This is a genomic window from Streptomyces sp. NPDC004752, assembly GCF_053601275.1.
On record NZ_JBSGBN010000003.1, the window covers coordinates 1 to 25,115 of the forward strand.

General features: G+C 73.1%; 23 protein-coding genes and 5 tRNA genes. 9 read left to right on the plus strand and 19 right to left on the minus strand.

What is annotated here, in order from left to right:
• Window positions 1-130 precede the first annotated feature (130 nt).
• On the minus strand, window positions 131-595 hold the full coding sequence (locus tag ACWEKM_RS02030) for a TIGR02611 family protein (protein WP_451619208.1): 465 nt from the start codon (window positions 593-595) through the stop codon (window positions 131-133).
• 191 nt (window positions 596-786) lie between these two features.
• Here ACWEKM_RS02030 and ACWEKM_RS02035 point away from each other — a divergent pair, with 191 nt between their 5' ends.
• Window positions 787-1,200, plus strand: coding sequence for an SsgA family sporulation/cell division regulator (locus ACWEKM_RS02035; RefSeq protein WP_004002642.1), 414 nt, complete (start codon window positions 787-789; stop codon window positions 1,198-1,200).
• Between the two features lie 249 nt (window positions 1,201-1,449).
• Window positions 1,450-2,010, plus strand: coding sequence for a CGNR zinc finger domain-containing protein (locus ACWEKM_RS02040; RefSeq protein WP_451619209.1), 561 nt, complete (start codon window positions 1,450-1,452; stop codon window positions 2,008-2,010).
• A 66-nt stretch (window positions 2,011-2,076) separates the two neighbouring features.
• On the opposite strand, the gene ACWEKM_RS02045 is transcribed toward ACWEKM_RS02040, so the two are convergent.
• Window positions 2,077-2,229, minus strand: coding sequence for a hypothetical protein (locus ACWEKM_RS02045; RefSeq protein WP_451619210.1), 153 nt, complete (start codon window positions 2,227-2,229; stop codon window positions 2,077-2,079).
• Between the two features lie 202 nt (window positions 2,230-2,431).
• Entirely contained in the window at window positions 2,432-2,875 is a 444-nt protein-coding gene (locus ACWEKM_RS02050) for a hypothetical protein (RefSeq protein ID WP_451619211.1), read from the minus strand.
• Window positions 2,876-3,076: 201 nt separating this feature from the next.
• Here ACWEKM_RS02050 and ACWEKM_RS02055 point away from each other — a divergent pair, with 201 nt between their 5' ends.
• A complete protein-coding gene (locus ACWEKM_RS02055; protein ID WP_451619212.1) occupies window positions 3,077-3,604 on the plus strand; it encodes a DsbA family protein in 528 nt (175 codons plus the stop codon).
• A 280-nt stretch (window positions 3,605-3,884) separates the two neighbouring features.
• Here ACWEKM_RS02055 and ACWEKM_RS02060 read toward each other — a convergent pair whose 3' ends face one another.
• From ACWEKM_RS02060 to ACWEKM_RS02070, 3 genes are read right to left on the minus strand one after another with little or no spacing between them, the layout of a single operon-like run.
• Window positions 3,885-4,709, minus strand: a complete 825-nt coding sequence (locus ACWEKM_RS02060) for a GNAT family N-acetyltransferase (RefSeq protein ID WP_451619213.1) — start codon at window positions 4,707-4,709, stop codon at window positions 3,885-3,887.
• 53 nt (window positions 4,710-4,762) lie between these two features.
• Window positions 4,763-5,584 carry an aminotransferase class IV gene (locus tag ACWEKM_RS02065; protein WP_451619214.1) on the minus strand — a complete coding sequence of 274 codons (822 nt, stop codon included), beginning with the start codon at window positions 5,582-5,584 and terminating at the stop codon, window positions 4,763-4,765.
• 1 nt (window position 5,585) lies between these two features.
• Window positions 5,586-6,635 carry a chorismate-binding protein gene (locus ACWEKM_RS02070; RefSeq protein WP_451619215.1) on the minus strand — a complete coding sequence of 350 codons (1,050 nt, stop codon included), beginning with the start codon at window positions 6,633-6,635 and terminating at the stop codon, window positions 5,586-5,588.
• 177 nt (window positions 6,636-6,812) lie between these two features.
• Here ACWEKM_RS02070 and ACWEKM_RS02075 point away from each other — a divergent pair.
• The 5 genes from ACWEKM_RS02075 to ACWEKM_RS02095 all read left to right on the plus strand — a co-directional run bounded on the left by ACWEKM_RS02075 (window position 6,813) and on the right by ACWEKM_RS02095 (window position 7,267).
• Window positions 6,813-6,885, plus strand: a tRNA-Gly gene (locus ACWEKM_RS02075).
• Between the two features lie 38 nt (window positions 6,886-6,923).
• A tRNA-Cys gene (locus tag ACWEKM_RS02080) sits at window positions 6,924-6,997 on the plus strand.
• Between the two features lies 1 nt (window position 6,998).
• Window positions 6,999-7,070, plus strand: a tRNA-Val gene (locus ACWEKM_RS02085).
• Between the two features lie 20 nt (window positions 7,071-7,090).
• Window positions 7,091-7,162 (plus strand) — tRNA-Val (locus ACWEKM_RS02090).
• 33 nt (window positions 7,163-7,195) lie between these two features.
• Window positions 7,196-7,267, plus strand: a tRNA-Val gene (locus ACWEKM_RS02095).
• A 50-nt stretch (window positions 7,268-7,317) separates the two neighbouring features.
• Here the strand turns inward: ACWEKM_RS02095 and ACWEKM_RS02100 are convergent.
• The 4 genes from ACWEKM_RS02100 to ACWEKM_RS02115 all read right to left on the minus strand — a co-directional run bounded on the left by ACWEKM_RS02100 (window position 7,318) and on the right by ACWEKM_RS02115 (window position 9,784).
• A complete protein-coding gene (locus ACWEKM_RS02100) occupies window positions 7,318-7,614 on the minus strand; it encodes a TFIIB-type zinc ribbon-containing protein (RefSeq protein ID WP_451619216.1) in 297 nt (98 codons plus the stop codon).
• A gap of 80 nt (window positions 7,615-7,694) precedes the next feature.
• Window positions 7,695-8,669: a phosphotransferase family protein gene (locus ACWEKM_RS02105; protein WP_451619217.1), complete on the minus strand. Its 975-nt coding sequence runs from the start codon at window positions 8,667-8,669 to the stop codon at window positions 7,695-7,697.
• 435 nt (window positions 8,670-9,104) lie between these two features.
• Window positions 9,105-9,302: a hypothetical protein gene (locus ACWEKM_RS02110; protein ID WP_451619218.1), complete on the minus strand. Its 198-nt coding sequence runs from the start codon at window positions 9,300-9,302 to the stop codon at window positions 9,105-9,107.
• A 197-nt stretch (window positions 9,303-9,499) separates the two neighbouring features.
• The gene (locus tag ACWEKM_RS02115; RefSeq protein ID WP_451619219.1) at window positions 9,500-9,784 is read right to left on the minus strand and encodes a hypothetical protein; all 285 of its coding nucleotides are present in this window, start codon (window positions 9,782-9,784) and stop codon (window positions 9,500-9,502) included.
• Window positions 9,785-9,980: 196 nt separating this feature from the next.
• On the opposite strand from ACWEKM_RS02115, the gene ACWEKM_RS02120 reads away from it, so the two are divergent.
• Complete coding sequence (locus ACWEKM_RS02120; RefSeq protein WP_451619328.1) at window positions 9,981-11,387, plus strand: protein kinase domain-containing protein; 1,407 nt, start codon at window positions 9,981-9,983, stop codon at window positions 11,385-11,387.
• Between the two features lie 291 nt (window positions 11,388-11,678).
• Here the strand turns inward: ACWEKM_RS02120 and ACWEKM_RS02125 are convergent, their stop codons facing one another.
• The 9 genes from ACWEKM_RS02125 to ACWEKM_RS02165 all read right to left on the minus strand — a co-directional run bounded on the left by ACWEKM_RS02125 (window position 11,679) and on the right by ACWEKM_RS02165 (window position 25,051).
• Window positions 11,679-12,497 (minus strand): TrmH family RNA methyltransferase, encoded by an 819-nt coding sequence (locus tag ACWEKM_RS02125; RefSeq protein WP_451619220.1) that lies wholly within the window; start codon window positions 12,495-12,497, stop codon window positions 11,679-11,681.
• Window positions 12,498-12,612: 115 nt separating this feature from the next.
• Window positions 12,613-13,845, minus strand: coding sequence for a uroporphyrinogen-III C-methyltransferase (cobA, locus tag ACWEKM_RS02130; protein WP_451619221.1), 1,233 nt, complete (start codon window positions 13,843-13,845; stop codon window positions 12,613-12,615).
• Between the two features lie 259 nt (window positions 13,846-14,104).
• The gene (cobT, locus tag ACWEKM_RS02135) at window positions 14,105-18,562 is read right to left on the minus strand and encodes a nicotinate-nucleotide--dimethylbenzimidazole phosphoribosyltransferase (RefSeq protein WP_451619222.1); all 4,458 of its coding nucleotides are present in this window, start codon (window positions 18,560-18,562) and stop codon (window positions 14,105-14,107) included.
• A gap of 381 nt (window positions 18,563-18,943) precedes the next feature.
• A complete protein-coding gene (gene cbiE, locus ACWEKM_RS02140) occupies window positions 18,944-20,161 on the minus strand; it encodes a precorrin-6y C5,15-methyltransferase (decarboxylating) subunit CbiE (RefSeq protein WP_451619223.1) in 1,218 nt (405 codons plus the stop codon).
• Between the two features lie 126 nt (window positions 20,162-20,287).
• Window positions 20,288-20,926 (minus strand): GNAT family N-acetyltransferase, encoded by a 639-nt coding sequence (locus ACWEKM_RS02145; protein ID WP_451619224.1) that lies wholly within the window; start codon window positions 20,924-20,926, stop codon window positions 20,288-20,290.
• Window positions 20,927-21,287: 361 nt separating this feature from the next.
• Entirely contained in the window at window positions 21,288-22,124 is an 837-nt protein-coding gene (locus ACWEKM_RS02150) for a MetQ/NlpA family ABC transporter substrate-binding protein (RefSeq protein ID WP_451619225.1), read from the minus strand.
• Window positions 22,125-22,242: 118 nt separating this feature from the next.
• Complete coding sequence (locus ACWEKM_RS02155; RefSeq protein ID WP_451619329.1) at window positions 22,243-22,911, minus strand: methionine ABC transporter permease; 669 nt, start codon at window positions 22,909-22,911, stop codon at window positions 22,243-22,245.
• Between the two features lie 62 nt (window positions 22,912-22,973).
• Window positions 22,974-24,026, minus strand: coding sequence for a methionine ABC transporter ATP-binding protein (locus tag ACWEKM_RS02160; protein WP_451619226.1), 1,053 nt, complete (start codon window positions 24,024-24,026; stop codon window positions 22,974-22,976).
• Window positions 24,027-24,400: 374 nt separating this feature from the next.
• Window positions 24,401-25,051, minus strand: a complete 651-nt coding sequence (locus tag ACWEKM_RS02165) for an HAD family hydrolase (protein WP_451619227.1) — start codon at window positions 25,049-25,051, stop codon at window positions 24,401-24,403.
• Between the last annotated feature and the right edge of the window lie 64 nt (window positions 25,052-25,115).

Here is a 25,115-nt window from a genome sequence, read left to right on the forward strand (position 1 = left end):
CGGTAATTGTTTCCAACCATTAACCGCCCACCCGCACGGGGGGCCCGTCTGCGACTGAGCAGACGGGCCGCCGTCGTTCTCGTATGCACGCGCCCGGCGCCGGGACCGGGGACGGCGCCCACCCGGCGGATCACTGGTTCTTGATCGTCCAGGGCATGACGACGCCGAACTTCCAGATGTAGACCGCGAGCAGCGCGGCCACGATCACCAGGCCGATCACCGTCAAGGCGATGTTGCGGCGGCGCACCTTGGGATCAAGCGCCCGCTGAGCCGCCTCGGTCACTTTCCGCTTCGTCCAGCGGAGCACGAGCTGGGCCCAGACGAACTCGGTCGCCCAGATCGCCATGCCGCCGAAGATCACCACCCAGCCGGGTCCGGGCAGCGGCAGCATGATGATGCCGGCGACCACGACCGCGAGGCCGACCACGAAGACGCCGACCTGCCAGCTCAGATGCAGGGCGCGGCGCGCCTTGATGAACCCCGGCGCCCGCGACCCGAGGCCCCGCTCCTGCGGAGCACCCGCCGTCTTCGACTCCGCCTCGGCCAGGCCGGAGACCATGCCGGCGTCACCGGATCCGTCACTCCCCGTATTCATACGACCAAACCCTACCCGAGTGAAACCAGTCACCGGAATGGTGGTAGCCCCCGCTCGGCTTCTCGGCCGGAAGAGGTACCTAAAGACACGCAAAACACTCAGAGGGGTTTACAACGGCACCGTAGGTGGCATGTCGATTTCGCCGACGTGCGAATCCCCGAGCGCACACTGAGCGAAAGGCCCTGGCGCTTATGAACACCACGGTCAGCTGCGAGCTGCACCTGCGCCTCGTTGTGTCGAGCGAGTCCTCCCTGCCCGTCCCCGCGGGCCTGCGGTACGACACGGCCGACCCCTACGCCGTGCACGCCACCTTCCACACCGGAGCCGAGGAGACCGTCGAGTGGGTGTTCGCCCGCGACCTCCTCGCCGAGGGCCTGCACCGGCCCACCGGCACCGGCGACGTCCGCGTCTGGCCCTCCCGCAGTCACGGCCAGGGCGTCGTGTGCATCGCCCTCAGCTCCCCGGAGGGGGAGGCACTGCTGGAGGCCCCGGCGCGGGCCCTGGAATCCTTCCTGAAGCGAACCGACGCCGCCGTGCCGCCCGGCACGGAACACCGGCACTTCGACCTGGATCAGGAGCTCTCGCACATCCTGGCGGAGAGCTAGGCCGCCCCCGAAGCAGCCCGGCGCCGTCCACTCGGGGAGACGGCTCGGGCCAAGACAACCGAATACGGCATGGCCGAAGCCGCCGCCGCGAGCCGTCGCGGGGGCGGCTTCGGCGCGCCCTGGCCCGTACGGCGGGGCCCGGGCGGCGGGAACCGTGATGCGCGGGGAGCCGTTCTTCCGGCTACCGGCCAACTACCATCGGCCAGCATCGGCGGGCACCCGCCCGGCCCTCACGCCAGGGAGCGAAACGTGCTGATCACCCACGACACCCGGTGCGCGCTCGACACCGTGGTGGATCTGGTGAACACCGTGCCGGAGGACGAGGCGGCGCGGGATGGGCTGCCGGACGTCACGACACTCAAGGATTTCGTACGAAAACACGAAATCAGCGACGTCGGGGCGCTCTCCGAGTTCGACCTGTCGGCCGTGCGCAAGGTCCGCGGCCGGTTCGCGGGGGTCTTCGCGGCCCCGGACGCCCGGGCCGCCGCCGGAATGATCAACGAGTTGGTCGCGGCGGCGGGGACGACCCCGCGGCTCACGGACCACGACGGCTATGACTGGCATGTGCACTACTTCGCGCCCGGCGCCTCCGTGGCGGACCATCTCGCCGCCGACTGCGGGATGGCATTGGCGTTCTTCGTGGTCGCCGGGGAGCAGGAGCGGCTGCGGCGCTGCGAGGCCCCCGACTGCCGGCACGCCTTCGTCGATCTGTCCCGCAATCGCTCGCGCCGCTACTGCGACAGCCGCACCTGCGGAAACCGGCTGCATGTGGCCGCGTACCGGGCCCGGCGCAAGGAGGCCACGGGCTGACCGCCCGGCCGGTTCTCCGATGCCGACGCCGCCCCGGCGGGTGGCGCCGGGACCGACGTGTACGACTCACAGCAACAGCAGATCGTGCAGCGCAGCCATGAGGATCAGACACCCGATCACCGCCAGGAAGATCATCAGCGGTGGCTGGGAAAGGGCGAAGAGGCACCCGCGCGGCTCGTCCTTCGGCGGCGCGGACTCGCTCTGTGTCGTGTCCAGCATCTCGGGGGCGATGATGGCCCAGGTGAGGCGCCGTTCGCGATCAACACGCCCGAAATATGCGGTAGTTCGTCGAATTCCGTGATGTCCGGTTCGGTTCCGCCCGGCTCATGATCACTTTCGGGCACGGTCCCGACGGACTGTGTCGGTTCGGCGCCGGTGCCGATGTCCGATGCCGCGGCTCATATGCCGTGCGCTTCTCGGCTCATATGCCGTGCTTCTTGAGGATGGCCTCGATGTCGCTGAAATCGTCCGAGGAGTCGGTGGCACGGGGCGCGGTCGCGGGCCGGGCCGCGGGGCGGGTGGCCGGACCCAGCGAGGGCGCCGAGGCGGCGGGGGCCACCGCGTCGGACCGCGATCCACGGGCGGCCTTCCGCTGCGCGCGGGTGCCGCCGCGGCGGCGTTCGACCGCGCGCGTGGTCGCGGACAGGGCCCAGGCGGCGCCCAGCACACCGAAGCCCGCCCAGGCCGTCGGACTGAACGCCGTATCGGCCAGCCAGCCGACGACACCCGTCAGCACCAGGCCTACGGGGACGAGCGAATAGGCCGCGATGCGGGCGGCAGCGAGGTAGCGCTTGCGGTAGGCGGTCACCACCGCGATCCCCAGGCCGACCGCGGACACGGCGGAACAGACGGTCTCGGCAATCATCCGGTCCTCCTGGCGGGCTCGGGTGGGCAGGTCTAAGCGCCGGTGTGCGCTTCGTCCCTTCCATCCTGCACCGTCCCCTCCCCGCGATGCCATGGCCCGGCCCGAGATCAGGGACATCTCCGGGTCGCCTCCTCCGCAGGTGCCGCTCGCGCGTACGGCGCCGATTCGGCCGGGGACGCCGCGCCTGGAAGACTGACGTCCATGAGCGACTCCTCCCCCGCGCCCAGCGACGCCGCCGTGCCCGTGCTCGACGTCTGGTGCGAACTCCAGTGCCCGGACTGCGGCACCGCCCTGGACGACATCCGTGCCCTGCGCGCCCGCTACGGCGACCGGCTGGAGCTGCGGCTGCGGCACTTCCCGCTGGACAAGCACCGGCATGCCTTCGCCGCCGCGCAGGCCGCCGAGGAGGCATTCACCCAGGGGCAGGGCTGGGCGTACGTCGAGGCGGTCCTTCGCCAGGTCGCGGAACTGGACCGCGAGGGTGAGCCGCTGCTGGTCCGAGTTGCCCGTGAACTCGGGCTGGACGCCGAGGAGTTCGACACCGCGCTGATCGACGGACGGCACATCCTCGTCGTCGACGCCGACCAGGCCGAGGGCAAGGCGATCGGGGTGACCGGCACCCCGACGTACGTCATCGGCGGCGAGCGCCTCGACGGCGGCAAGAGTCAGGAGGGCCTGCGCGAGCGGATCGAGGAGATCGCCGACCGGCTGCTGTCCGCGCGGAACTGACCCCCCTCGGCAGGGCCTCGCGCCGTGGGAGCGGAGCTGGCCACCCGTCGCCGTGCGGCCACCCGTCGCCGAGCGGGTCTTCGTGCCTCAGAGCTCCGAACAGATTGGGAGTCCGATCAGCGTGCGGCGTCTGGTGCGTGCGATCGCAAGACGCCGGAAGGTCCTCGTAGCGGAGCTACCAGGGCGTTTCGGCAACGCCGCGTGGGGGCACCTCCCGGCCGAAGGCTGGGGGAGTGCGTGCCAGGCGTCGCACGCCGTCCGCCCATTCTGTTCGGAGCTCTCAGAGCAGGTGCTTGTACAGCGAGTACTCCTCCGTCTCGTACCCCAGTGACTCGTACAGCCGCTCGGCCGGTGTGTTGCCCGCGAAGACGTTGAGGGCGAGGACGCGCTGTCCGGCGGCCATCGTCTGGGCCTCGGCCAGCAGCATCAGGGCGCGTCCGTGGCCGCGCCCGCGGTAGCGCTCGTCGGTCTCCACGTCGTAGACATACGCCCGGTCACCGGCGACCGACAGCCACAGGGTGCCGACCCTGGCGCCCTCGTGCTCCAGGACGCTGAGCAGGGTGTCCGCGGTGGCCGGGCCGTCCGGCAGGGCCTGCGCGTAGTCCCGCTCCGCCTTGGCCCGCGCCGCGTCCGCGGGCACACCGCGCTCGATCCAGCTGTGCGTGTAGTCGTCGACCGCCTTCTCGACCCAGGGTCCGAACTCGGCCTCGGTCATGGGCCTGGCGCGGCTGCCCGCGGGCAGCTCGGGCGGCACATCGCCGAGTTGCTTGCGCATCCGGCGGTTGCGCCGGACGTAGCCGAGCGCCGTGGCCAGCCGCACCGCGGGCCCGGCCGCCGCGGGCACCGTGATCTCGACGCGCTCGCAGCCCCAGCCGCGCGCGACCTCCTCGGCGGCGAGGGCGGCCACCGTGCCGCGGCCACGGCCACGGTCCGGCTCGGCGATGCCCAGCTCGGCGATCCGGGCCACGGAGGGCCCGAAGAGTTCGTGTGTGGCGAGGTGCACAGCGCCGACGGGGCGGCCGTTCACACACACCTGGAAGTGCCGGGACAGCGCCCCGTCCGCGGCATGCTGGAGCGGCCCGGTCGGCCGCAGGGTCGTGGTCATCACGGGATTTCTACCCTGCGCGGCGCCCTGCGTCAGCCCAATATGCGCCGCCGCTACGGATCGAGGTCGGCCCCGGACCGCTCGTCGAAGATCCGCATGGCCTTCGCGGTCATCTGGCCCGGCGCGCCGGGCAGGTCACGGCCGTCGACCCGGTGCACGGCCTGGACGTCACGCAGGGTGGAGGTCAGGAAGATCTCCTCGGCGCGCTCCAGCACATCCAGTGGCAGGTCCGTCTCCTTCGCGCCGGTCCACTCGGCGGTCAGCGCGCGGGTGATGCCGGGCAGGCAGCCGGAGGCCAGCGGCGGGGTGTGGAGCTCGCCGTCGAGGACGACGAAGACATTCGAGCCCGTGCCCTCGCAGAGCCGTCCGACCGTGTTCGCGAACAGCGCCTCGGAGGCGCCTTGTCGGACGGCGCGGGCGAGAGCGACGACGTTCTCCCCGTACGAGGTGGTCTTCAGGCCGGTGAGGGCGCCGCGCTCGTTGCGGGTCCAGGGGACGGTGACGACGGCGGTGGAGTCGGGGCGCCGGGTGGTCCCGCCCAGCGCGACCACCAGGGTCGGGCCCCGGTCCCCGCGGTCGGAGCCGAGCGGGCCCTCGCCACCGGTGTAGGTGATGCGCAGCCGGCCCAGCGGCACCGGGTCGGCCGCCAGGACGGCACCGCAGGCGCGGCGGACCTCGTCCAGGTCGGGTTCGGGCAGGCCGAGGCCGCGCGCGGAGCGGGTCAGTCGTTCGAGGTGCCGGGTGAGCGCGAACGGCCTGCCGTGCACCGCCTTCACCGTCTCGAAGACACCGTCGCCCACGGTCAGTCCGTGGTCCAGGGCGGAAACCCGGGCGGACTCGATGTCCCGCAGGCCACCGTCGAGCCAGATCTTCACGTCAGGATTCCTCCCCGCTCGCGTCGTAGGTCCCCGACGCTATCGCGAGCAGCCGGGACGCCTTCAGCTCGGTCTCCCGCCACTCCAGCTCCGGGTCGGAGCCCCAGGTGATGCCGGCGCCGGTGCCGAAGCGCAGCGTCGCCCCGGGCGCGCCGGACCGGTCGAGCCAGAAGGTGCGGATGCCCACGGCCAGCTCGCCGGTGCCCCGATCCGCGTCGACCCAGCCGATGCCGCCGCAGTACGGCCCCCGGAGTGCCGTCTCCAGTGCCTCGATGATCCGCAGCGCGCTCGACTTGGGCGCGCCGGTCACCGAGCCGGGCGGGAACGCGGCGGCGAGCAGCTGCGGCCAGCCGGCACCCGCGCGCAGTTCCCCGCGGACCGTGGACACCAGGTGGACGAGACCCGGGTGCTTCTCCACGGCGCACAGATCGGGCACCGTCACGCTGCCGGCGGCGCAGACGCGGCCGATGTCGTTGCGGACCAGGTCCACGATCATCACGTTCTCGGCGCGGTCCTTCTCCAGCAGGTCCGCCTCGGTGCGTCCGGTGCCCTTGATCGGGCCGGACTCGACCAGCGCTCCGTCGCGGCGCAGGAACAGCTCGGGCGAGGCGGTGGCGATCTCCACCCCGTGGCCGGGCAGCCGGATCGTTCCGGCGTACGGCGCGGGGTTGCCCCGGGCGAGCAGCGCGGTCAGGGCGTCGACGTCGGTGTCGGGGGCGACGGGCGCGGACAGTACCCGGCAGAGGTTGGCCTGGTAGACCTCGCCGGCCGCGATGTGCTCGCGGATCCGGGCCACGGCCGCCGTGTACGCGGCGTGGTCCAGGGACGACGTCCACTCCCGTGGCGCCGGTCCCCGCCACCCCCCGGGCACCGGGGCCGGTACCGGCTCCGCTCGGACGTCCGCGAAGCGGGCACAGGTCAGTCGGCCCTCGAAGTCCGCGCAGACCGCCCAGAAGCCCGTGGAGTCCAGGGCCCCGGGGTCGTCGGTGACGTCGAGTAGACCGGTGGCGACGCGGTCGCCGAAGCGGGCGAGCGGGGGCAGCTGGGGCACGCTGTCGAGTCTAGGGCGGGTGTCCCGAGGGCGACCCGGGCATGTCCCGTGGGTGTCCTGACCATGCCGTTCGGTGAGCGCAGGGCAGCACGCTGCGCAAACGCGTTTTTGTGCTGGCTCCGGAATCCGCTAGAGTTCAACACGTCGCCGGGACGCCGAGGCCGACCGAAACGACAAGCGGACGTAGCTCAGTTGGTAGAGCGCAACCTTGCCAAGGTTGAGGTCGCGAGTTCGAGCCTCGTCGTCCGCTCGAAGGAACAGGGGGTCGCCGTGATCCCCTACACTCCTGGTGGAGTGGCCGAGAGGCGAGGCAACGGCCTGCAAAGCCGTCTACACGGGTTCAAATCCCGTCTCCACCTCCAAGGACGATTAGCTCAGCGGGAGAGCGCTTCCCTGACACGGAAGAGGTCACTGGTTCAATCCCAGTATCGTCCACTGGATCCATGAGGATCCCCGCGCGATTAGCTCAGCGGGAGAGCGCTTCCCTGACACGGAAGAGGTCACTGGTTCAATCCCAGTATCGCGCACGCACGTTCCGTGACCTCCCGGTCACGTCCCGAGGACGATTAGCTCAGCGGGAGAGCGCTTCCCTGACACGGAAGAGGTCACTGGTTCAATCCCAGTATCGTCCACACGCCGAAGCCCCCGGCCGTCTCGTACGGCCGGGGGCTTCTTGGTGGGCTCAGCTGGAGAACAGCATGTGACCGAAGCTCTTGTGACCATGGTGGCCATGGCCATGGTGGCCGTAGTGTCCGTGACCGCCCTGCGGGGCGCCCCAGGCAGGAGCGGACGGGGCCGGGTACGCCTGCGGGGCGGGCGGGGGCGGCGGGGCCGGCTGGGTCCACTGGGCCTCCAGGCGGGTCAGCGACTCCAGTTCGCCGTAGTCGAGGAAGATGCCGCGGCAACCGCTGCACTGCTCGATCTGGACGCCGTTGCGGTTGTAGGTGTGCATCGGCGCATGGCACTTCGGACACTGCATGGTCGGCTCAACTCCTCGCCGTTCGGTCCTGCTTCGCGGTTCACCAGGACAGACTCCGCCCGGCCCTGGCCGGTTGCAGCCTACGTCGGGAATCCGTGCGTCAACTCCCCGGGGGTGCAGTCCATTCGGGCACAGGCGTCGACAAGGGCCACTTCCACCTCGTCCAGCGGGCGGTCCGCCGCCAGCGCCTTGGCGATCGCCAGGGCGGCGGTCTGCGCGGTGAGTGCGCGGGCCGGGACGTCCAGGGCGGGCCAGGGGTCGCCGTGAGCGGGGACGGCGGGGCCGCCGCCGGCGCGGTAGGCGGTCAGGAAGCGGGTCCATGCGTCGGGCGGGAGGAGCCCACAGGCGTACCAGGCGGCGGGGCGCGCCAGGTCCCAGGCCGGGACGCCCACGCCCAGGTCGTCCACGTCGATGAGCCGCCACGGGCCGTCCGGGGCGGGGTGCCGCACCAACTGGCCCAGGTGTATGTCGCCGTGGCACAGGGCGGCGGGGCCGGGCATGGGGGCCGCCGCGCGCGCCCAGGCGGGCAGGGCGGCCCAGGCGCGCAGGACCGGGGGTGCGGCGGGACTGCCGCCGGTGGTGAGGGCGGCACGCAGGCGGGTGATCGCACGGGCGGCCTTGACCGGACCGCGCATGGGGGGTGGCACGGGGGCCGCGCCCGGGGCCCCCGTGACGGCGCCGGTCGCTGAGGTCCGGTGCAGGCGGGCGAGGAGGGTGCCGGACGGCTCCCACGGCGCCGCGTCGGGGGTGTGCGGGTCGACCGGGGTGCCGTAGGGCCAGAACGTCGCGAGGCGGTCGCCGAGCGTGGCCGGTGGCGTGCCGAGCGGGGGCACGAAGACGTCCGGCAGGTGGGCGGCGGTGGCGAGACGGAGGTTCAGTTCGGTGCGGTCGGTGCCGGGGGCATGGGCCTTCGCGACGACGCCCGCGTGCCGTATGACGGTGGCGTCGGGGCGGTCGGCGAGAATGACGGCCGTGCCACAGACGCACGGCGCCCCGCCCTGGTGGGCTGCGCCCCTGGCCTTCGCGGCCAGCTGCGGCAGGACGGGTGTGGTCACGAAGGTTCCTTGCGGGGCCGGCGGCTGCTTCGAGGAGCCTACGCGGTCGCCCGGATCGCGGAGGCCGTACGCGTGTCGGGCCGAAGCGGCCGTACCGCGATGTCACGAAGGCCGGGATCCGTGGATCCGTGGACCGTTGATCCGTGGATCCGTGGACCGTTGATCCGTGGATCCGTTGCGGGAAGGGCTCGTCCGCGGGCCGGTCAGCGCGCCGTGGTGCCGGAGGGCGGCGGGGCTCGGTGGGTGGCGGGGTTGTACGGGCGAGGCGACGCCGGTCAGGCGAGCGGGGCGGGGCCGGTTGTGCGGGCAAAAGCAATGCCGGCGCAGCTCCCCAGCTGCGCCGGCATTTGTGCCGTCCGCCGCACCCCCGTCCCCACGGGGTTTCATGGATGGATGTCCCCGCCCGGACCGCTCTTCCGGGCCTGGGGTCGCCGCTCAGCGCCCCAGCATCACACCCACGGACGACGCCTGTGTGGCCACCGTCTCCCAGCCGTCGAAGACCACGAGGAGAAGGGCCGCCAGGGGAAGGGCCATGAGCGTCGCCACCAGGGGGTGGCGGCGGCCCTGTCGGCGGGCGCGGAACGCGGCGCGTCCCTGTGTGCGGAGCAGCGTCCGCGGTGCCGTGTGGGCCATGGTCCCTCTCCTGACCGTCTTGGTTGTCCTTGGCAGCGGCGGGCGTCTGACCTCGGGGGACGAGTGCTGCACCCGCCGCTTGACCTCAAATCTAGGTGAGCGACGCTCGCAGGACGTCATGCCGTCGTATCGATTCACGGGCCTACGGGAGGATGAGCCATCACCAGTTGCGTACTCCCCTGGGTGGAGACAGAGTCCTAGGTCTCGGGGTCTTCCCGGAGGGGGCACCCAAAGTGGTCGTGTCTCTCCGATTTGTTCTCGTGGTCGGCGCGCGGCACCGGCTGCTCGACCAGGGCGGGGGCTCGGTTCGCCGGGAAACGGGCGGTGCGTACGACCGTGCCGCTTCGGGTGACTTCGCTCACTTCCACCGCCTCCCAGCGCACCGCGGTCTCCACCCGGCGGCCCGCCCCGCTCGCCACCACCTCGTAGGTCCGCGTCGTGTCCGCGTCGTCCACGACCGTCTCCACGCGGTCACCCTGCACCGGTCCAATCCCCCTTCTGTGAAGGTCGGTTGGAGCCACCGGCCGGTCAAGGGCCGTGCTCTCGCACGATCCCTGACCGCCCTTCAAGTCTCCCGCCCGGCACCGACATTCCTTGGGGCCGAGAGGGCGCGGCCTCTGCGCGCGGGCGGCCGGGGAAACGTAAGCTGTGCCCCGTCACACGGACCGGGCAGCGGGGATGAACATGGCGATGATGCGCCTCAGGCGCGAGGACCCGCGCGTCGTCGGCTCGTTCAGGCTTCACAGACGGCTCGGCGCGGGCGGCATGGGCGTCGTCTACCTCGGTTCCGACAAGAAGGGGCAACGGGTCGCGCTCAAGGTGATCCGGCCGGATCTCGCGGAGGACCAGGAGTTCCGGTCGCGGTTCGCTCGCGAGGTCTCCGCGGCGCGGCGGATCCGGGGCGGCTGCACGGCGCGGCTCGTCGCGGCGGATCTGGACGCCGACCGGCCGTGGTTCGCCACCCAGTACGTGCCGGGCCCCTCGCTGCACGACAAGGTCGCCGAGGAGGGGCCGCTCTGGGCCGCCGAGGCGGCGGCCGTCGGGGCGGCCCTGTCCGAGGGCCTGGTCGCCGTGCACGAGGCCGGCGTGGTGCACCGGGACCTGAAGCCGTCCAACATCCTGCTGTCCCCGAAGGGTCCGCGGATCATCGACTTCGGCATCGCCTGGGCGACCGGCGCCTCCACGCTCACACACGTCGGCACGGCAGTGGGCTCCCCCGGTTTCCTCGCGCCCGAGCAGGTGCGCGGGGCGGCCGTCACGCCGGCCACGGACGTGTTCTCGCTGGGGGCCACGCTGGCGTACGCGTCGACCGGTGACTCGCCGTTCGGGCACGGCAGTTCGGAAGTGATGCTGTACCGCGTGGTGCACGAGCAGCCGCAGCTGCACGGTGTACCGGACGCGCTCGCCCCGCTCGTGCGGGCCTGCCTGGCGAAGGACCCCGAGGAGCGGCCGAGCACGCTCCAACTGTCGTTGCGACTCAAGGAGATCGCGGCCCGCGAGGCGAAGGGCCTGACCGACGTTCGGCCGCCCTCGCCGCGCACCGCCGAGGTGGACCGGCCGACCGGGCGGCTCACCGAGAGCTATCCGGAGCCGCAGCGAACCCAGCGCCGTCCGCATCCCTCGCAGGGCGGTACCTCTCTCCCGCGCGGCGGGGCTCCCGCACAGGGCAGTACCCCGCCTCCGCGTGGCGGGGCTCCCGCGCGGGGCGGCATTCCGTCGCGCGGGGGCGCCGTGCGGCCGCGCGGTGCGCGGCCGACTCCGGCGTCGCGCGGCACGACCCGGTCCGGCAGCGGGAGCAGGCCCGCGCCGCGTAGTGGTGCGGGACGGCCCGGGCCGCGCCCCACGGGCACCGGCAGGCGGCCCGCCAATCCGCGGCTGCTGCGGCAACGGCTGTTCGTGTTCGTCGTGGTGACCCTGCTGGTCGCGCTCGGCATCGCGCTGGCCCAGGGCTGTCAGGGGCCCGCGCGCGGCCTGGGCGGCGGTGGGAGCGTGGTCGGCGCGAAAGAGCGACCGGTGCCACCGGGCGTCGGGGACGGGAGCGCCCCGGTCCCGGCACCCGGACACCGTGGCCCGGTAGTGTTCTAGGCCCTGTTGTCCCACTCGCGTCGTTCGCCCGCGGGGCGAGCCACCTGCGGCATCGTCGGGGTCCCCCCGGTCGAGCGGAGCCGAGCACCTCGGGGGAACGTGCTCTCGGCTTGCCGGGCGCGACTCTCGTACGGGAGCTGGGTGGGTCTGTGTCCGGTGCGGCGAGTGGGGCTCCCCCGGCGCGAGAGCTTGGGGGAGCGTGCACGGCGTCGCGGGCTGGGACGCCTCCGGGCTGAGGCTGGGGGGCGCGCTCCTGGCCGGAGGCTGGGGGCGGGAGTTCGGGGAGCGGGGCTAGCCGCGGGGGCGGCCGGTGGCGACGGCGTAGAAGGCGACCGCTGCCGCCGCGCCGACGTTGAGGGAGTCGACGCCATGGGACATGGGGATGCGGACCCATGCGTCGGCGGCGACCAGGGCCTGGGTGGACAGTCCGTCGCCCTCGGCGCCGAGCATCAGGGCCACCCGCTCCATCCGGTGCGGGGCGGCCTCGTCGAGGGACTCGGCCTTCTCGTCGGGGGTCAGCGCCAGCAGCGTGAAGCCCGCCTCGCGGACCGACTCCAGACCCTTGGGCCAGGTGTCCAGGCGGGCATAGGGCACGGAGAACACCGCGCCCATGGAGACCTTGACGCTGCGGCGGTAGAGCGGGTCGGCGCAGTCCGGGGAGAGCAGGACCGCGTCCATGCCGAGTGCGGCGGCCGAACGGAAGATCGCGCCGATGTTGGTGTGGTCGTTGACGGACTCCATGACCACCACCCGGCGGGCGGAGCGCAGCAGTTCGGCCGCCCTGGGCAGGGGCCTCCGCTGCATGGAGGCGAGGGCGCCGCGGTGCACGTGATAGCCGGTGACCTGTTCGGCGAGTTCCGGGCTGACCACGTACACGGGGGCGGGGAGTTCGTCGATCACGTCGCGCATGACGTCGATCCACTTGGCCGAGAGCAGCATCGAGCGCATCGCATAGCCCGCTTCCCTGGCCCGTCTGATGACCTTCTCGCCCTCGGCGATGAACAGTCCCTCGGCCGGTTCGCGCTTGCGGCGCAGTTCGACGTCGGTCAGGCCCGTGTAGTCGCTCAGACGGGGGTCGTCGGGGTCCTCGACGGTGATGCGATCGGCCACGGAGTGATACTGCCTTGTCCTGGGTGCGGTGCCAACGGCTCGGGAAGGGTTCTCTTACCCACGGTTACTCTGGAGTGCCCACGGTACTCGGGAGGTGTGTTCGCCCGCTCCGGGCTCACCCGGCAGAGCGCGGGCCGACGGCGACGACCTCGCCGATGACGATGACCGCGGGCGGCTTCACGTCCTCGGCGCGGACGGTCTCGGCGACGGTGGCGAGGGTCGCGTCGACCCGGCGCTGGGCCGCCGTCGTGCCCTCCTGGACCAGGGCGAGGGGGGTGTCCGGGGACCGCCCGTGGGCGACGAGCGTCTCGGCGATCTTCCCGATTTTGTCGACGCCCATGAGGACCACGAGCGTGCCGGTGAGTCTCGCCAGCGCCGGCCAGTCGACCAGGGAGCGTTCGTCGTCCGGGGCGACATGGCCGCTGACCACGGTGAACTCATGGGCGACGCCCCGGTGGGTGACCGGGATGCCGGCCGCGCCGGGCACCGAGATCGAGCTGGAGACGCCCGGGACGACCGTGCAGGGGATGCCGGCCTCGGCGAGCGCCTGCGCCTCCTCCATGCCGCGGCCGAAGACGAACGGGTCGCCGCCCTTGAGGCGGACCACCGACTTGCCCTGCCGGGCGTGCCGGACGAGGGCTTCGTTGATCGCCTCCTGGGCCATGGCGCGGCCGTAGGGGATCTTGGCCGCGTCGATCACCTCGACGTGCGGCGGGAGTTCGGCGAGCAGGTCGCGCGGGCCGAGGCGGTCGGCGATGACCACGTCCGCCTCGGCGAGCAGCCGGCGCCCGCGCACGGTGATCAGGTCGGGGTCGCCGGGTCCGCCGCCGACCAGGGCGACGCCCGGGGTGCGGGTGCGGTGGTGCGGGGCGACCAGCGTGCCGTCGCGCAGGCCCTCGACCACCGCGTCACGGATGGCGGCGGTGTGCCGGGGGTCGCGCCCGCGGGCGTCGGTGGTGAGGACGGCGACCGTGACGCCCGCGCTGTGGCCGGTGGCCGGGGTCCAGGCGGTGGCGGCGTCCGCGTCGTCGGAGCGGACGCACCAGACACGGTGCCGCTCCGCCTCGGCGGAGGCGACGGCGTTGGCCACCGGGTCGCTGGTGGCGATCAGGGCGTACCAGGCGTCCGCGAGGTCGCCGTCCTCGTACGGGCGCCGCACCCAGGTGATCTCCCCGGCGTCCGCCATGGCCTCGACCGAGGGGGTCGCCTCGGGGGACACGAGGAGGACGTCCGCGCCCGCCGCGACGAGCGCCGGCAGACGGCGCTGGGCGACCTGGCCGCCGCCGAGGACGACCACGCGACGGCCAAAGAGGCGGAGACCTACGGGATAGGCGGGGTGTTCGGCCATGAGGGACGCTCCTCGTGCGGGCGGTGCGATGGGCGCGCTACGGCTCCGGAGCGACCCTGACGTGCGGATTTTAAGACGCGGACGGGGCGGCCCGCGCGGGTGGTCCGGCAGCTGAACGCCGGACCACCCCGGTCGCGGGCGCCGGACCACTGCGGTCGCAGGCGCCGGACCGCTGCGGTCCCGAACTGCGGACCACCAAGGTCGCGAGCATCGGACCACCGCGGTCGGCGGTGCCCGCTTTACGGGTGCTCCCGCGGCGCTACTTCTCGGTCACTCCCGCCGAATCGAACGTCGCCACCTCGTGCATCGCCCGTGCCGTGCTCTGCACCAGCGGCAGGGCGAGCAGCGCCCCTGTGCCCTCGCCGAGCCGCAGGTCGAGGTCGACCAGGGGGCGCAGGCCCAGCTTGTTCAGGGCGGCGACATGGCCGGGCTCGGCACTGCGGTGGCCCGCGATGCAGGCCGCCAGGACCTCGGGGGCGATGGCACGGGCCACCAGGGCTGCGGCGCCCGCGCTGACACCGTCCAGGATCACCGGCGTACGCAGCGAGGCGCCGCCGAGGAGCAGGCCGACGATGGCGGCGTGCTCCAGGCCGCCGACCGCGGCAAGCACGCCGATCGGGTCGGCCGGGTCCGGCTGGTGCAGTTCCAGGGCGCGGCGGACGACCTCGGTCTTGCGGGCCAGGGTCTCGTCGTTGATGCCTGTGCCGCGGCCGGTCACCTCGGCCGGGTCGGCGCCGGTGAAGACGGCGATCAGGGCGGCGGAGGCCGTGGTGTTGGCGATCCCCATCTCACCCGTCAGCAACGCCTTGTTGCCGGCCGCGACCAGGTCGCGGGCGGTCTCGATGCCGACCTCGATGGCCTGCTTGACCTCCTCGCGGGTCAGCGCCGGGCCGGTGGTCATGTCGGACGTGCCGGCCCGGACCTTGCGGGGCAGCAGACCGGGCGTGGCCGGGAGATCGGTGGCGACGCCCACGTCGACCACGCAGACCTCGGCGCCCACCTGGCCCGCGAACGCGTTGCAGACCGCTCCCCCGCCGAGGAAGTTGGCCACCATCTGGGCGGTGACCTCCTGCGGCCAGGGGGTGACGCCCTGGGCGTGCACACCGTGGTCACCGGCGAAGATCGCGACGGCGGCGGGCTCCGGGATCGGCGGCGGGCACTGCCGGGACAGGCCGGACAGCTGCGCCGAGATGATCTCCAGCATGCCCAGCGCGCCGGCGGGCTTGGTCATCCGCTTCTGCCGCTCCCATGCCTCGCCGAGCGCCTTGGCGTCCAACGGGCGGATGCCAGCGACGGTCTCGGCGAGCAGGTCGTGCGGGTCCTCGCCGGGCAGTGCGCGGCGGCCGTAGGTCTCCTCGTGCACGACCCAGGACAGCGGGCGACGCTTGGACCAGCCGGACCGCATCAGCTCGGGCTCGTCCGGGAACTCGTCGACGTATCCGACGCACAGGTAGGCGACGACCTCCAGGTGCTCGGGCAGGCCGAGGGCGCGGACCATCTCCCGCTCGTCGAAGAAGCTGACCCAGCCGACGCCGAGGCCCTCGGCCCGGGCGGCGAGCCACAGGTTCTCCACGGCGAGCGCGGAGGAGTACGGCGCCATCTGCGGCTGGGTGTGCCGACCGAGGGTGTGCCGGCCGCCGCGGGTCGAGTCGGCGGTGACGACGATGTTCACCGGGGTGTCGAGGATGGCCTCGATCTTCAGTTCCTTGAACTGCTTCGCCCGGCCCTTGGGCAACGACTTGGCGTAGGCGTCACGCTGACGCATGGCCAGTTCGTGCATGGTGCGGCGGGTCTCGGCGGACCGGATGACGACGAAGTCCCAGGGCTGTGAGTGGCCGACGGAGGGCGCGGTGTGGGCGGCCTCCAGGACGCGCAGCAGTACCTCGTGCGGGATGGGGTCGCCGCGGAAGCCGTTGCGGATGTCGCGGCGCTCGCGCATGACCTTGAGCACGGCCTCGCGTTCGGCGTCCTCGTAGCCGGGGGCGGCCGGGCCGACGGGCCGTCGCGTCTGCGCGGGCGTGCCGTCCTCCTGGTCGGCGGCCCTGGTCTCCAGGTCCTCCGCCTGCTGGACGAGATCGAGGGCGTCCTGCGCCGGCTCGGCCTCGCGGGGTCCGGGGACCGAGGCGACGGGCCCCTGCGGGGCCGCCGGGGCGGGCTGCGGCTTGCCCTGGTCCTGCGCGGGCAGGACCAGGGGCCGTGGTGGGGTGGGGGCGAGGTGCGGGGTGGTCGGCACCGTGCCGTCGACCGGTACGAACCGGCCCAGGGTCTGTTCCGCGTCCGAGGCGCCCGCGACGGTGCCGGGGAGGGGCGTCTGCTCGCCGGGAGCGTCGGCGGCGGGAACGACGGTTTCGGGCGTGACGGTTTCGGGCGTGTCGACGGCGGGAGCGCCGTTGGCGGACGCGTCGATGCCGGGAGCATCCACGGCGGGAGCGCGGTTGGCGGGAGCGTCGTTGGCGGACGCCCCGTTGGCAGAAGCGTCGATGCCGGGTGCGCCTGCTGCGGGAGCGGCGGCGCCGGAAGCGTCCACGGGGGGAGCGCCGTTGGCGGACGCGTCGAGTCCGGGAGCGCCTGCTGCGGGAGCGGCGTTGCCTGAAGCCTGCACGGCGGGAGCGGCGTTGGCGGTCGCTTCGGTCACGGGCTCGTTCGGCGCCTCCGCCAGGATCTCCTCGGGCCGGACGGCCTCGGCGGGCACGGCCGCCGGTTCGCCGCCGGGTACGGCCTGGGGGTCGGGTACGGCCTGGGCGCCGGGCATGGTCTGGGGGTCGGGTACGGCCTGCGGCGGCTCGGCGGTCTCGTGAGGGTGCGGACCGGCCTGCGGCCCGCCCGCCTCGTGCGCCGGAGTGGCGGGCGCGGGCCCGCCGTCCGCCGCCGGGTCCTCCGGTGCGAGGGGTGCCGGGCCGACGGGGGCAGCGCCGGACTGGTCGGTCTCGGCGGCCGGTTGAGTCGGTGGCTGCGGCTGGGCCTGCTGCTGTGGGCCCTGCCCGGCGTGCGGCTGAGACCCGTCGGTCACGTGGTCCGCGACGAGCCCGGCGGCCGGCGTCCGCTCGGCTGCCTGCCCGGGGTGTGCCCCCTCGGCCGGTACGGCGGGATCCGCCTCCGCGTACTGCGAGGCGGCGGGCGCCGCACTGCTCACTGCGGGCGCCGGGGTCCCAGCCGCAGGCGTCGGGGTACCAACTACGGGCGCCGGAGTACCAGTCACGGGCGTCGAGGTGCCAGCCGCAGGCGCCGAGGTACCAGTCGCGGGCGTCGGCGTACCGTCGCCGATGCGCGCCGGGGTACCGGCCGCGGGCGTCGTGCTACCACCAACAGGCACCGGAGCACCAGCCACCGGCACCGGCGTGCCGTCGCCGGTGGGCGCCGTGGGAACCGCACCGGCCACGGGCGGAACGGGCGGCACAGGAACCGCGCCTTGGGGCCCGGCGGCCGGAGCCTCCTGGACGTGCGGGGCGGCGAGAACCGTCGGCTGGAGCCTGTCGGCCTCGGGGAGTTGCGCGACCGGCTGCGCCGGATCGACGGGCGGGGCGCCCTCGGGCGCGAACAGGGCCTGCGGGATGTTCGGGGCCTGCGGGATGGGCGGTGCCTCGGCGGACGGGGCCTGGACACCGTCCTCGGGCCCGGCCTGCACGCCCTGGGCGGCGTCCGGATCTTCTTGGGGCACGGCGGCTTGGGCGGGCTCCGGGGCCGTCGCCCCCTCGGGAAGCGGCGCGTCCGGTGCCGCGAGGACGGCCTGCGCACCGAGCGTCCCGTCCGGCCCGGGGGCGGCCGTCGAGGTCGGCGCCGGGTCTGGCACGGGGCTGCCCTCCGGGCCGTATCCGTTCTCCGGGCCGTATCCGTTCTCCGGACCGTGGCCGCCTTCCGGACCGCCCGGCGCCAGCGGTCCGTTGGCGGCCTCGACGGCCGGTCCTTCGGCGCTGTACGCCCCGTCGGGCCCCTGCCCGACCTGCGCGTCCGCCGGTCCGTGCGGCTCCTGCCCGGTTGCCTGCCCCACCGCCGACGGGGCCGGGGCCTGCGCCGGGGCGGGGCCCGCCGCCTGGACCCTGTGGTCCGCCGTGCCGGTGCCGCCCGCCACGACCGCGCCCGGGGCGAGCCGGGGCACGACGGTCGCGGGCCGCCCGCCCGCCTGGGCCGGCGGCGCCTGCGGCGCGCCCCACGGCACCGCGCTCTGCGGGGCCAGGTCGCGCAGCGGCTGGACGTCGAGGTACTCGGGGCCGGTCGTCGGCGGCCCCGGATGCCGCACCGGGGCGCCCGCAGGACCGCGGTCGGCGAGGGAGCGGACCGGGCTGGCGGAGGCGTCGGGGATCGGCGGGCCGAGGTGCAGCGGCCGGGGCGGGGTCGCGGGCGCGGCCTGGTCGTGCGCGGCCGAGGGGACGGCGGGGGCCGAGAGGAGGGGGGACGCCGCGGCGGGCACGGGGGCGGGGTCGGGCAGCCGGACGCCACCGAGGTCGACGGACCCGCTGTCCCGGCCGGCCAACTCGTGCGGGCCCGGCTCGTGGACGGCCTCGAAGACGGGCTCCGGGGCGGGCGGGGGCACTTCGTTGCCCCAGGCGCCCTGGGCGCCCGGCAGCAGGAGGTCCTCGTCCTCGGCGGGAGCGTCGGAGACATGGGCGGGAGCATCGGAGAGGTAGTGGTACGCGCCGTGCGCGGGAACGCCCGGCTGCTCCACCATGGCTGCGCTCTCCGGCAGTCCCTCGCTCGGGACCTGGCCGGTGTCCGTCATGCGTACCCCTCGCCCATCGGTTAGTGCTCCTACGACCAGCTCACCCGGAACGGCGCACCGACCGCCCGCAGTGAAGAACGAGCGTGCGTGCCCAGCGGCACGAACGACCGCCCGGAAAAGGCGACAAAGCCATTCGGTGGCATTGTCCCGGCCGTTCCACCGTCGCGACAGCGTGATCCGCGACAGCCCGCTGTGGACTGCGCCACGTTGCGCGTCCCCCGGCTGTGCCGTACCACACCCGCCCCAAAACGGGCGTGTTTTCCGGACATTGACGAACGAACCCCCGGGCCGCCTGGCGTGGTACAACGATCGGCCAGCCTACCGCGCGCAGTACGACAACAGGATCACAGGGCGCGATCCGTCAGGGGGCGCACGCGCCGGTCAACGAGGCATTTCGCGCGCCGGAAGCTCCCCGGTGAGCAGGAACGCGACGCTCCGCTCCGTCTCCGTCCAGGCCCTGGTGTCGAGTTCGACGGACTGCGTGAGGGCGCACTCGACCCGGTATCCGTGTTCGGTCAGGTCGCGGCCGACGAGTTCGGCGGTGTCCCGGGTCGCGGCGTGTGTGACGATGCGCTGCGGGCGGCGGTCGGCGACCGCCGAGACCACGGCCGCTCCGCCGCCGCCGACCCGGACGACGTCCGGTTCGGGGAGGTTCTCCAGAATGTGCGGGGCGGTGCCGTGCACGATCTGGAGCTGGACCCCGAAGGCGCGGGCGGCGTTCTCGGTGCGGGCGCACGCCCCGGGGTCCCGGTCGACGGCGATGACGGCGGCACCGGCGCGCGCGGCCTCGGTGGCGAACGCGCCGCTGCCGCAGCCGATGTCCCACACCAGGTCGCCGACGCGCGGTCCCAGCCGGGCCAGTTGGGCGGCCCGGAGCAGATCCCTCTCGCCTTCGCCGAGTCCGCCGCCGTACGCCTCGTCGGGCTGGACCCAGCCGCGCGGGCCCTGGCCCGGGTCACGGCCGGCGATCCATCCGCCGCTCTCCGCCGCGCCGGCCGGACCACCGATGACGATCACGAGGTTGGGGTCGCGCCAGGCGTGGTCGGCGGCCTTGTCGGAGGTGACGACGGTGACCCGCTCGCGTTCGGTGCCCAGCTCCTCGCAGATGACGAAGGTGCGGTGCACTCCGTCCAAGAGCAGGCCGAGTTCGGCGGGTCCGGCGCCGGGTGAGGTGAGCACGGCGACCTTGGTGTGGGCGCGGCAAACATTCACCGCGCGTCGCAGGGTACGCCTGTGTGCGACGACCACCTGGGCGTCGTCCCAGGGCATGCCGGCGCGAGCGAAGGCCGCGGCCACGGCGGAGACGGCGGGGACGACCTCCACCTCAAGGCCGAACTCGGGTGCGCGCAGGGTCCGTACGACCCCGAAGAAGCCGGGGTCGCCGTCGGCGAGCACGACCGCGCTGCCGCGGTGGGCGGCGATGCGCCGGGCGGCCAGGGCGACGCTGCCGAGGCGGATGCGTTCGGCGGTGGGCGGCACCTCGGGCAGGGCCAGGTGGTGGGCCGCTCCCGCGACGAGGGTGGCGGCGCCCAGTGCGGAGCGCGCCGCCACGGTCAGTGGCGAGCCGTCCCAGCCGATCACCGTGACCCGGTCGGCCATCGTCGTCAGTCTCCAGTGTTGTTCGCGGATCGTCAGGGAGCGGGGCCCGCACACGGGCTCCGTGAGCGTACCCGGTGGCGCCCTCGGGCGCGCGTGGCGGGGCGGAGGCCGTGGGCCCCGTGCGGGTCAGTTCCAGTCGGAGAACGAGGTGAAACCGCCGGTGTCGGCGAGCTGCTCGCCCGCGCCCTCCAGGTCCTCCGGGAGCAGGCTCCACACGATGAAGTCGGTGCGCAGGTCGGTCCAGGTGCCGTCCTCGGTGCGGACCCGGGCTATGCAGGCGTTGCGCAACACGCCCTCGCTGATGCAGCCGATCTTCTGGGCGACCTGCTGGGAGGCGGTGTTGCCGGCGGCGGTGCGCAGTTCGACGCGCTCGAACTGCTGGTCGCGGAAGAGCCATTGGGCGGTGGCCAGCGCGGCCTCGGCGGCGTAGCCCTCGCCGCGCGCCCAGGGGGCGATGACGTACGACAGTTCGGTGGCGCGGATGCGCCAGTTGGTCTTGGTCAGCTGGACGAGGCCGACCAGGCGCTGGGTGAGGAACTCGGTGACGGCGAGGCCGAGGCCGCGACCGGCGGCGCGCTCGGCCGGCGCGTACCCGGTGACCCAGGTGCGGGCGCGGGCCTCGGTGAACGGCTGAGGCACGTCGGTCCAGGCCACGACCTGCTCGTCGTTCATCATCTCGGCCAGGGCGGGCACATCGTCCTCGTCGAGGGGCCGCAGCACCAACCGCTCCGTGCTGATGGAGATGTTGGGGAAGGTGCTAGTCATGCGCCGCTCCGTAACCTTCGGACGAGCCCACTGGGCCTGCTGAACTGCCCAGCATGCAGCATGGGAGCAGCGCACCGCACCACGGGGTCCGCACCGGGCCCCGGTGCTGCTCCTCGATGCCTTTCCTCACGTCGCGGTGGACGACATCCCCGGTGGGGCCGCGGCCCGGGTCCTGGGCGTGTGGTTGTCGGCGACGACGGCCGCGGCCATGTCGTCGAGCGTGCGCGAGGGGGCAGGCATGCCCGCACGACCGGTACCGGGTCGGTGTCCCCGGGCGGGACCGAGGGCCGCGGCGGTGGCCGCCGCGGCGACGGTGGACGTGCGCGTCGGCTCGCTGTGCCGTCCGGGCTCGGCAGGACGGTCAGAAGGACGGGATGACGGAGCCCTGGTACTTGTCCTCGATGAACTTCTTGACCTCGGGCGAGGTGAGCAGCTTGGCGAGCTTCTCCACCCGCGGGTCCTTCTCGTTGCCCTTCTTGACGGCGAGGAAGTTGCCGTACGGGTTGTCCTTCGCGGACTCCAGGACCAGGGCGTCCTTGGCGGGCTTGAGGCCGGCGGAGATGGCGTAGTTGCCGTTGACGACCGCGGCGTCCACGTCGTCCAGGGAGCGCGGGGTCTGGGCCGCCTCGACCTCCTTGAACTTGAGGTTCTTGGGGTTGTCGGTGATGTCCTGCGGGGTCGCCTCGCTGCCGACGCCGTCCTTGAGGGTGATGAGGCCCTTGGTGGCGAGCAGTTTGAGGGCGCGGGCCTCGTTGACGGCGTCGTTCGGGACGGCGACGGTCGCACCGCTCTTCAGGGCGTCGGCGCTCTTCACCTTGTGGGAGTAGAGGCCGAGCGGCTCCAGGTGCACCGTGACGACGGGCACGATGTGGGTGCCGCGCTTCTTGTTGAAGTCGTCGAGGTACGGCTGGTTCTGGAAGTAGTTGGCGTCCACCGAGCCGTCCTCGGTCGCGGTGTTCGGGACGATGTAGTCCTGGAACTCCTTGACCTCCAGGTCGAGTCCGGCCTTCTTCGCCAGGTTGTCCTTGACGAAGTTGAGGATCTCGGCGTGCGGGGTCGGGCTCGCGGCGACGATCAGCGGTTTGCTGGTGTCGGCGGAGGACGAGGAGTCGTCATTGCCCGAGCCGCAGGCGGTGAGCCCGAGAGTGAGGGCTCCGGCGGCGAGGACGGCGGCGGTGATCTTGGCGGTGTTACGCACGAAAAGTGCCTTTCCTTAAGGATGGAGCGGCCCCGCGGTCGGTGGTGCGGGAGTTCTGGTGGTGTGGTGCGGCAGTTCGGGTGATGTGATGCGGCAGTTCGGGTGGTGTGGTGCGCGGTCAGCCGGTCTTTCCGGTGGGCGTGGACGCCTTGAGCAGCCGCAGCCGGGGCGCGGGCCCGGATCGGCCGCCGCGGCGGTGCAGCGCGCGGGCCGCGTAGTCGCCGGCGAACTGGATGACCGAGATGACGACGGCGAGGATGCCGACCGTGATCCACATCAGTTGGGTCTCGAAGCGCTGGTAGCCGTAGCGGATGGCGATGTCGCCGAGGCCGCCGGCGCCGACCGTGCCGGCCATGGCGGAGTAGCCGATGAGGGCGACGATCGTGGTGGTGGTGCTGGAGATCAGCGAGGGCAGGGACTCGGGCACGAGGACCTTGCGCACGACGGTCCAGGTGTTGCCGCCCATCGACTGCACGGCCTCGACCAGTCCGCCGTCCACTTCGCGGACGGCCGTCTCGACGAGCCGGGCGAAGAAGGGGATCGCGCCGATGGCGAGCGGCACGATGGCCGCCTCGCGGCCGATGGTCGTGCCGGTGATCCAGCGGGTGAAGCTCATCAGCGCGACCATCAGGATGATGAACGGCATCGAACGCGCGATGTTCACGATCTGCCCGATCACCTTGTTGGCGACGACGTTCTGCAGCAGTCCGCCGCGGTCGGTGAGGACCAGCAGGACGCCGAGCGGGAGCCCGCCGACGACGGCGATGAGCGTGGACCAGCCGACCATGTAGAGCGTGTCCCAACACGCCTGGGAGAGCAGCGGCTGTATCTCGGACCAATCGGACCCGGTCACTTGGCACCGTCCTTCACGAGCGCGGTCCCCTCGGCGGGACCGGCGGGCCCGCCTACGACGTCGATCTGCAGGCCCTGTTCGCGCAGGAAGCCGATCGGCACGACGTTGTCCTCGTAGCGGCCGGGCAGTTCGATGCGCATGCGGCCGATCTGGAGGCCGCCGACGGTGTCGATGGCGGCGCCGAGGATCGATATGTCGATGTTGTAGGTGCGCGACAGCTGGGAGACGACGGGCTGGGTGGCGGTCTCGCCGTGGAAGGTGACGTCGAGCACGGTGCGGTCGCTGCCGGATGCCTCGCCGCCCACGGGGAAGAGCGCGGCGGCCAGTTCGGATCCCGGGGTGGCGAGGATCTCGCTGACCGTGCCGGACTCGACGATGCGGCCCCGGTCCATGAGGGCGGCCGAGTCGCAGATCGACTTGACGACGTCCATCTCGTGGGTGATGAGCAGCACCGTGAGGCCGAGCTGCCGGTTCAGGTCCCGCAGCAGGTGCAGGATCGAGCGCGTGGTCTCCGGGTCGAGGGCGCTGGTGGCCTCGTCGGAGAGCAGCACCTTCGGGTCGCCGGCCAGCGCGCGGGCGATGCCGACGCGCTGCTTCTGGCCGCCGGAGAGCTGGGCGGGGTAGGCCCCTGCCTTGTCGGCGAGGCCGACCAGGTCGAGAAGTCCGAGCGCCTTGCGGGTACGTTCTTTCCCGGATGTGCCGAGGATCTCCAGCGGCAGCTCGACATTGTCCCTGACCGTCCGTGAGGACAGCAGGTTGAAGTGCTGGAAGACCATGCCGATCCGGCTGCGCGCCCGGCGCAGCTCCTTGCCGGCCCGGGGGCCACGCCCGACCAGGGCGGTGAGGTCCTGTCCGGCGACGGTGACCGTCCCGGACGTCGGACGCTCCAGCAGGTTGACGCAGCGGATGAGCGAGGACTTGCCGGCGCCGGACTGGCCGATGACGCCGTACACCTCGCCCTCGCGGACATGGAGATCGACGCCGTCGAGGGCGGTGATCTCGCGGCCGCGGGTGCGGTAGACCTTGGTCAGGCCCGTTGTGGTGATCACGTGGGTTTCCGTCACTGTCGGGGGCGGGCGCGGGTGTGCCCAAAGGGTGCGTTCGTGCGGGGGCCCGGCACGGTTGTCACGGTGGTGCGGTGACCGGGAGGATCGGGGCGAGGGTCGGTCGCGTGCGTCGCGCGGCGGCGCACGGACAGGCCGCGATGTCTCGCTTCGGGGCGCAGGACTCGGGCGGTGTGGGACTCAGACGGTGCGGGGGCCCTCTAGCAGGCGCACATTCGACACATACAACGAGCACCGGGCGTCATGGTCGCCTCGGTCGCAAGGGCATGGCTGCTCGTCGTGGTCATGCGATCAGTAAACCAGACGTACGGTGCTGACAGTCCGCCGCCGTCCGCATGCCGGACCGTGGTGGACAGGGTTCAGCAGCGGACGGAGATCTCCACTTCCCCGTCGGTGACCTGCGCGGACAGGACCGAGAGGTCCTTCACCACTAGGTCGGCGACCAGCTCGGACGCGGGGTGGGTTGTGGCCAACGCCACGGTGGCCATGCCGGCGGCGCGGCCCGCCCGCAGCCCTGCCGGGGCGTCCTCGAAGACGACGCAGCGGGCCGGGTCGACGCCCAGGCGCCGGGCGGCGAGCAGATAGGGCTCGGGGTCGGGCTTGCCGCGCGTGACGTCGTCGGCGGCGATGAGCGCCTTGGGCCGGATGCCGACGGCGTCGAGCCGGGCCTCGGCGAGCCGCCGGGTGGCGGAGGTCACCACGGCCCACCGGTCCGCCGGCAGCGAGTCGAGGAACTCGCGGGTCCCGGGCAGCAGTCGCACACCTCCCTGGGCCACGTCCTCCACCTCCAACTGGTCGATGCGGGCTACGGCCCCGGGCACCGCGTCGGCGGGCAGCAGGTCGGCGACGATCTCCGCGTTGGGCCGCCCATGCAGTTCCACCCGCCCGAAGTCGGCCGCCGTCAGCCCGTACTCCCCCGCCCACCGCGTCCAGCAGCGCCGGACGGAGACGAGCGAGGACACAAGGGTGCCGTCGTTGTCGAACAGGAGGGCTTGTGCCGGGATCGTCATGGCCTCGACCCTACGGTGCCGGGCCCGGACGCGGCCGGGCGCCCGGAGCGTAATAGGGTCGCCG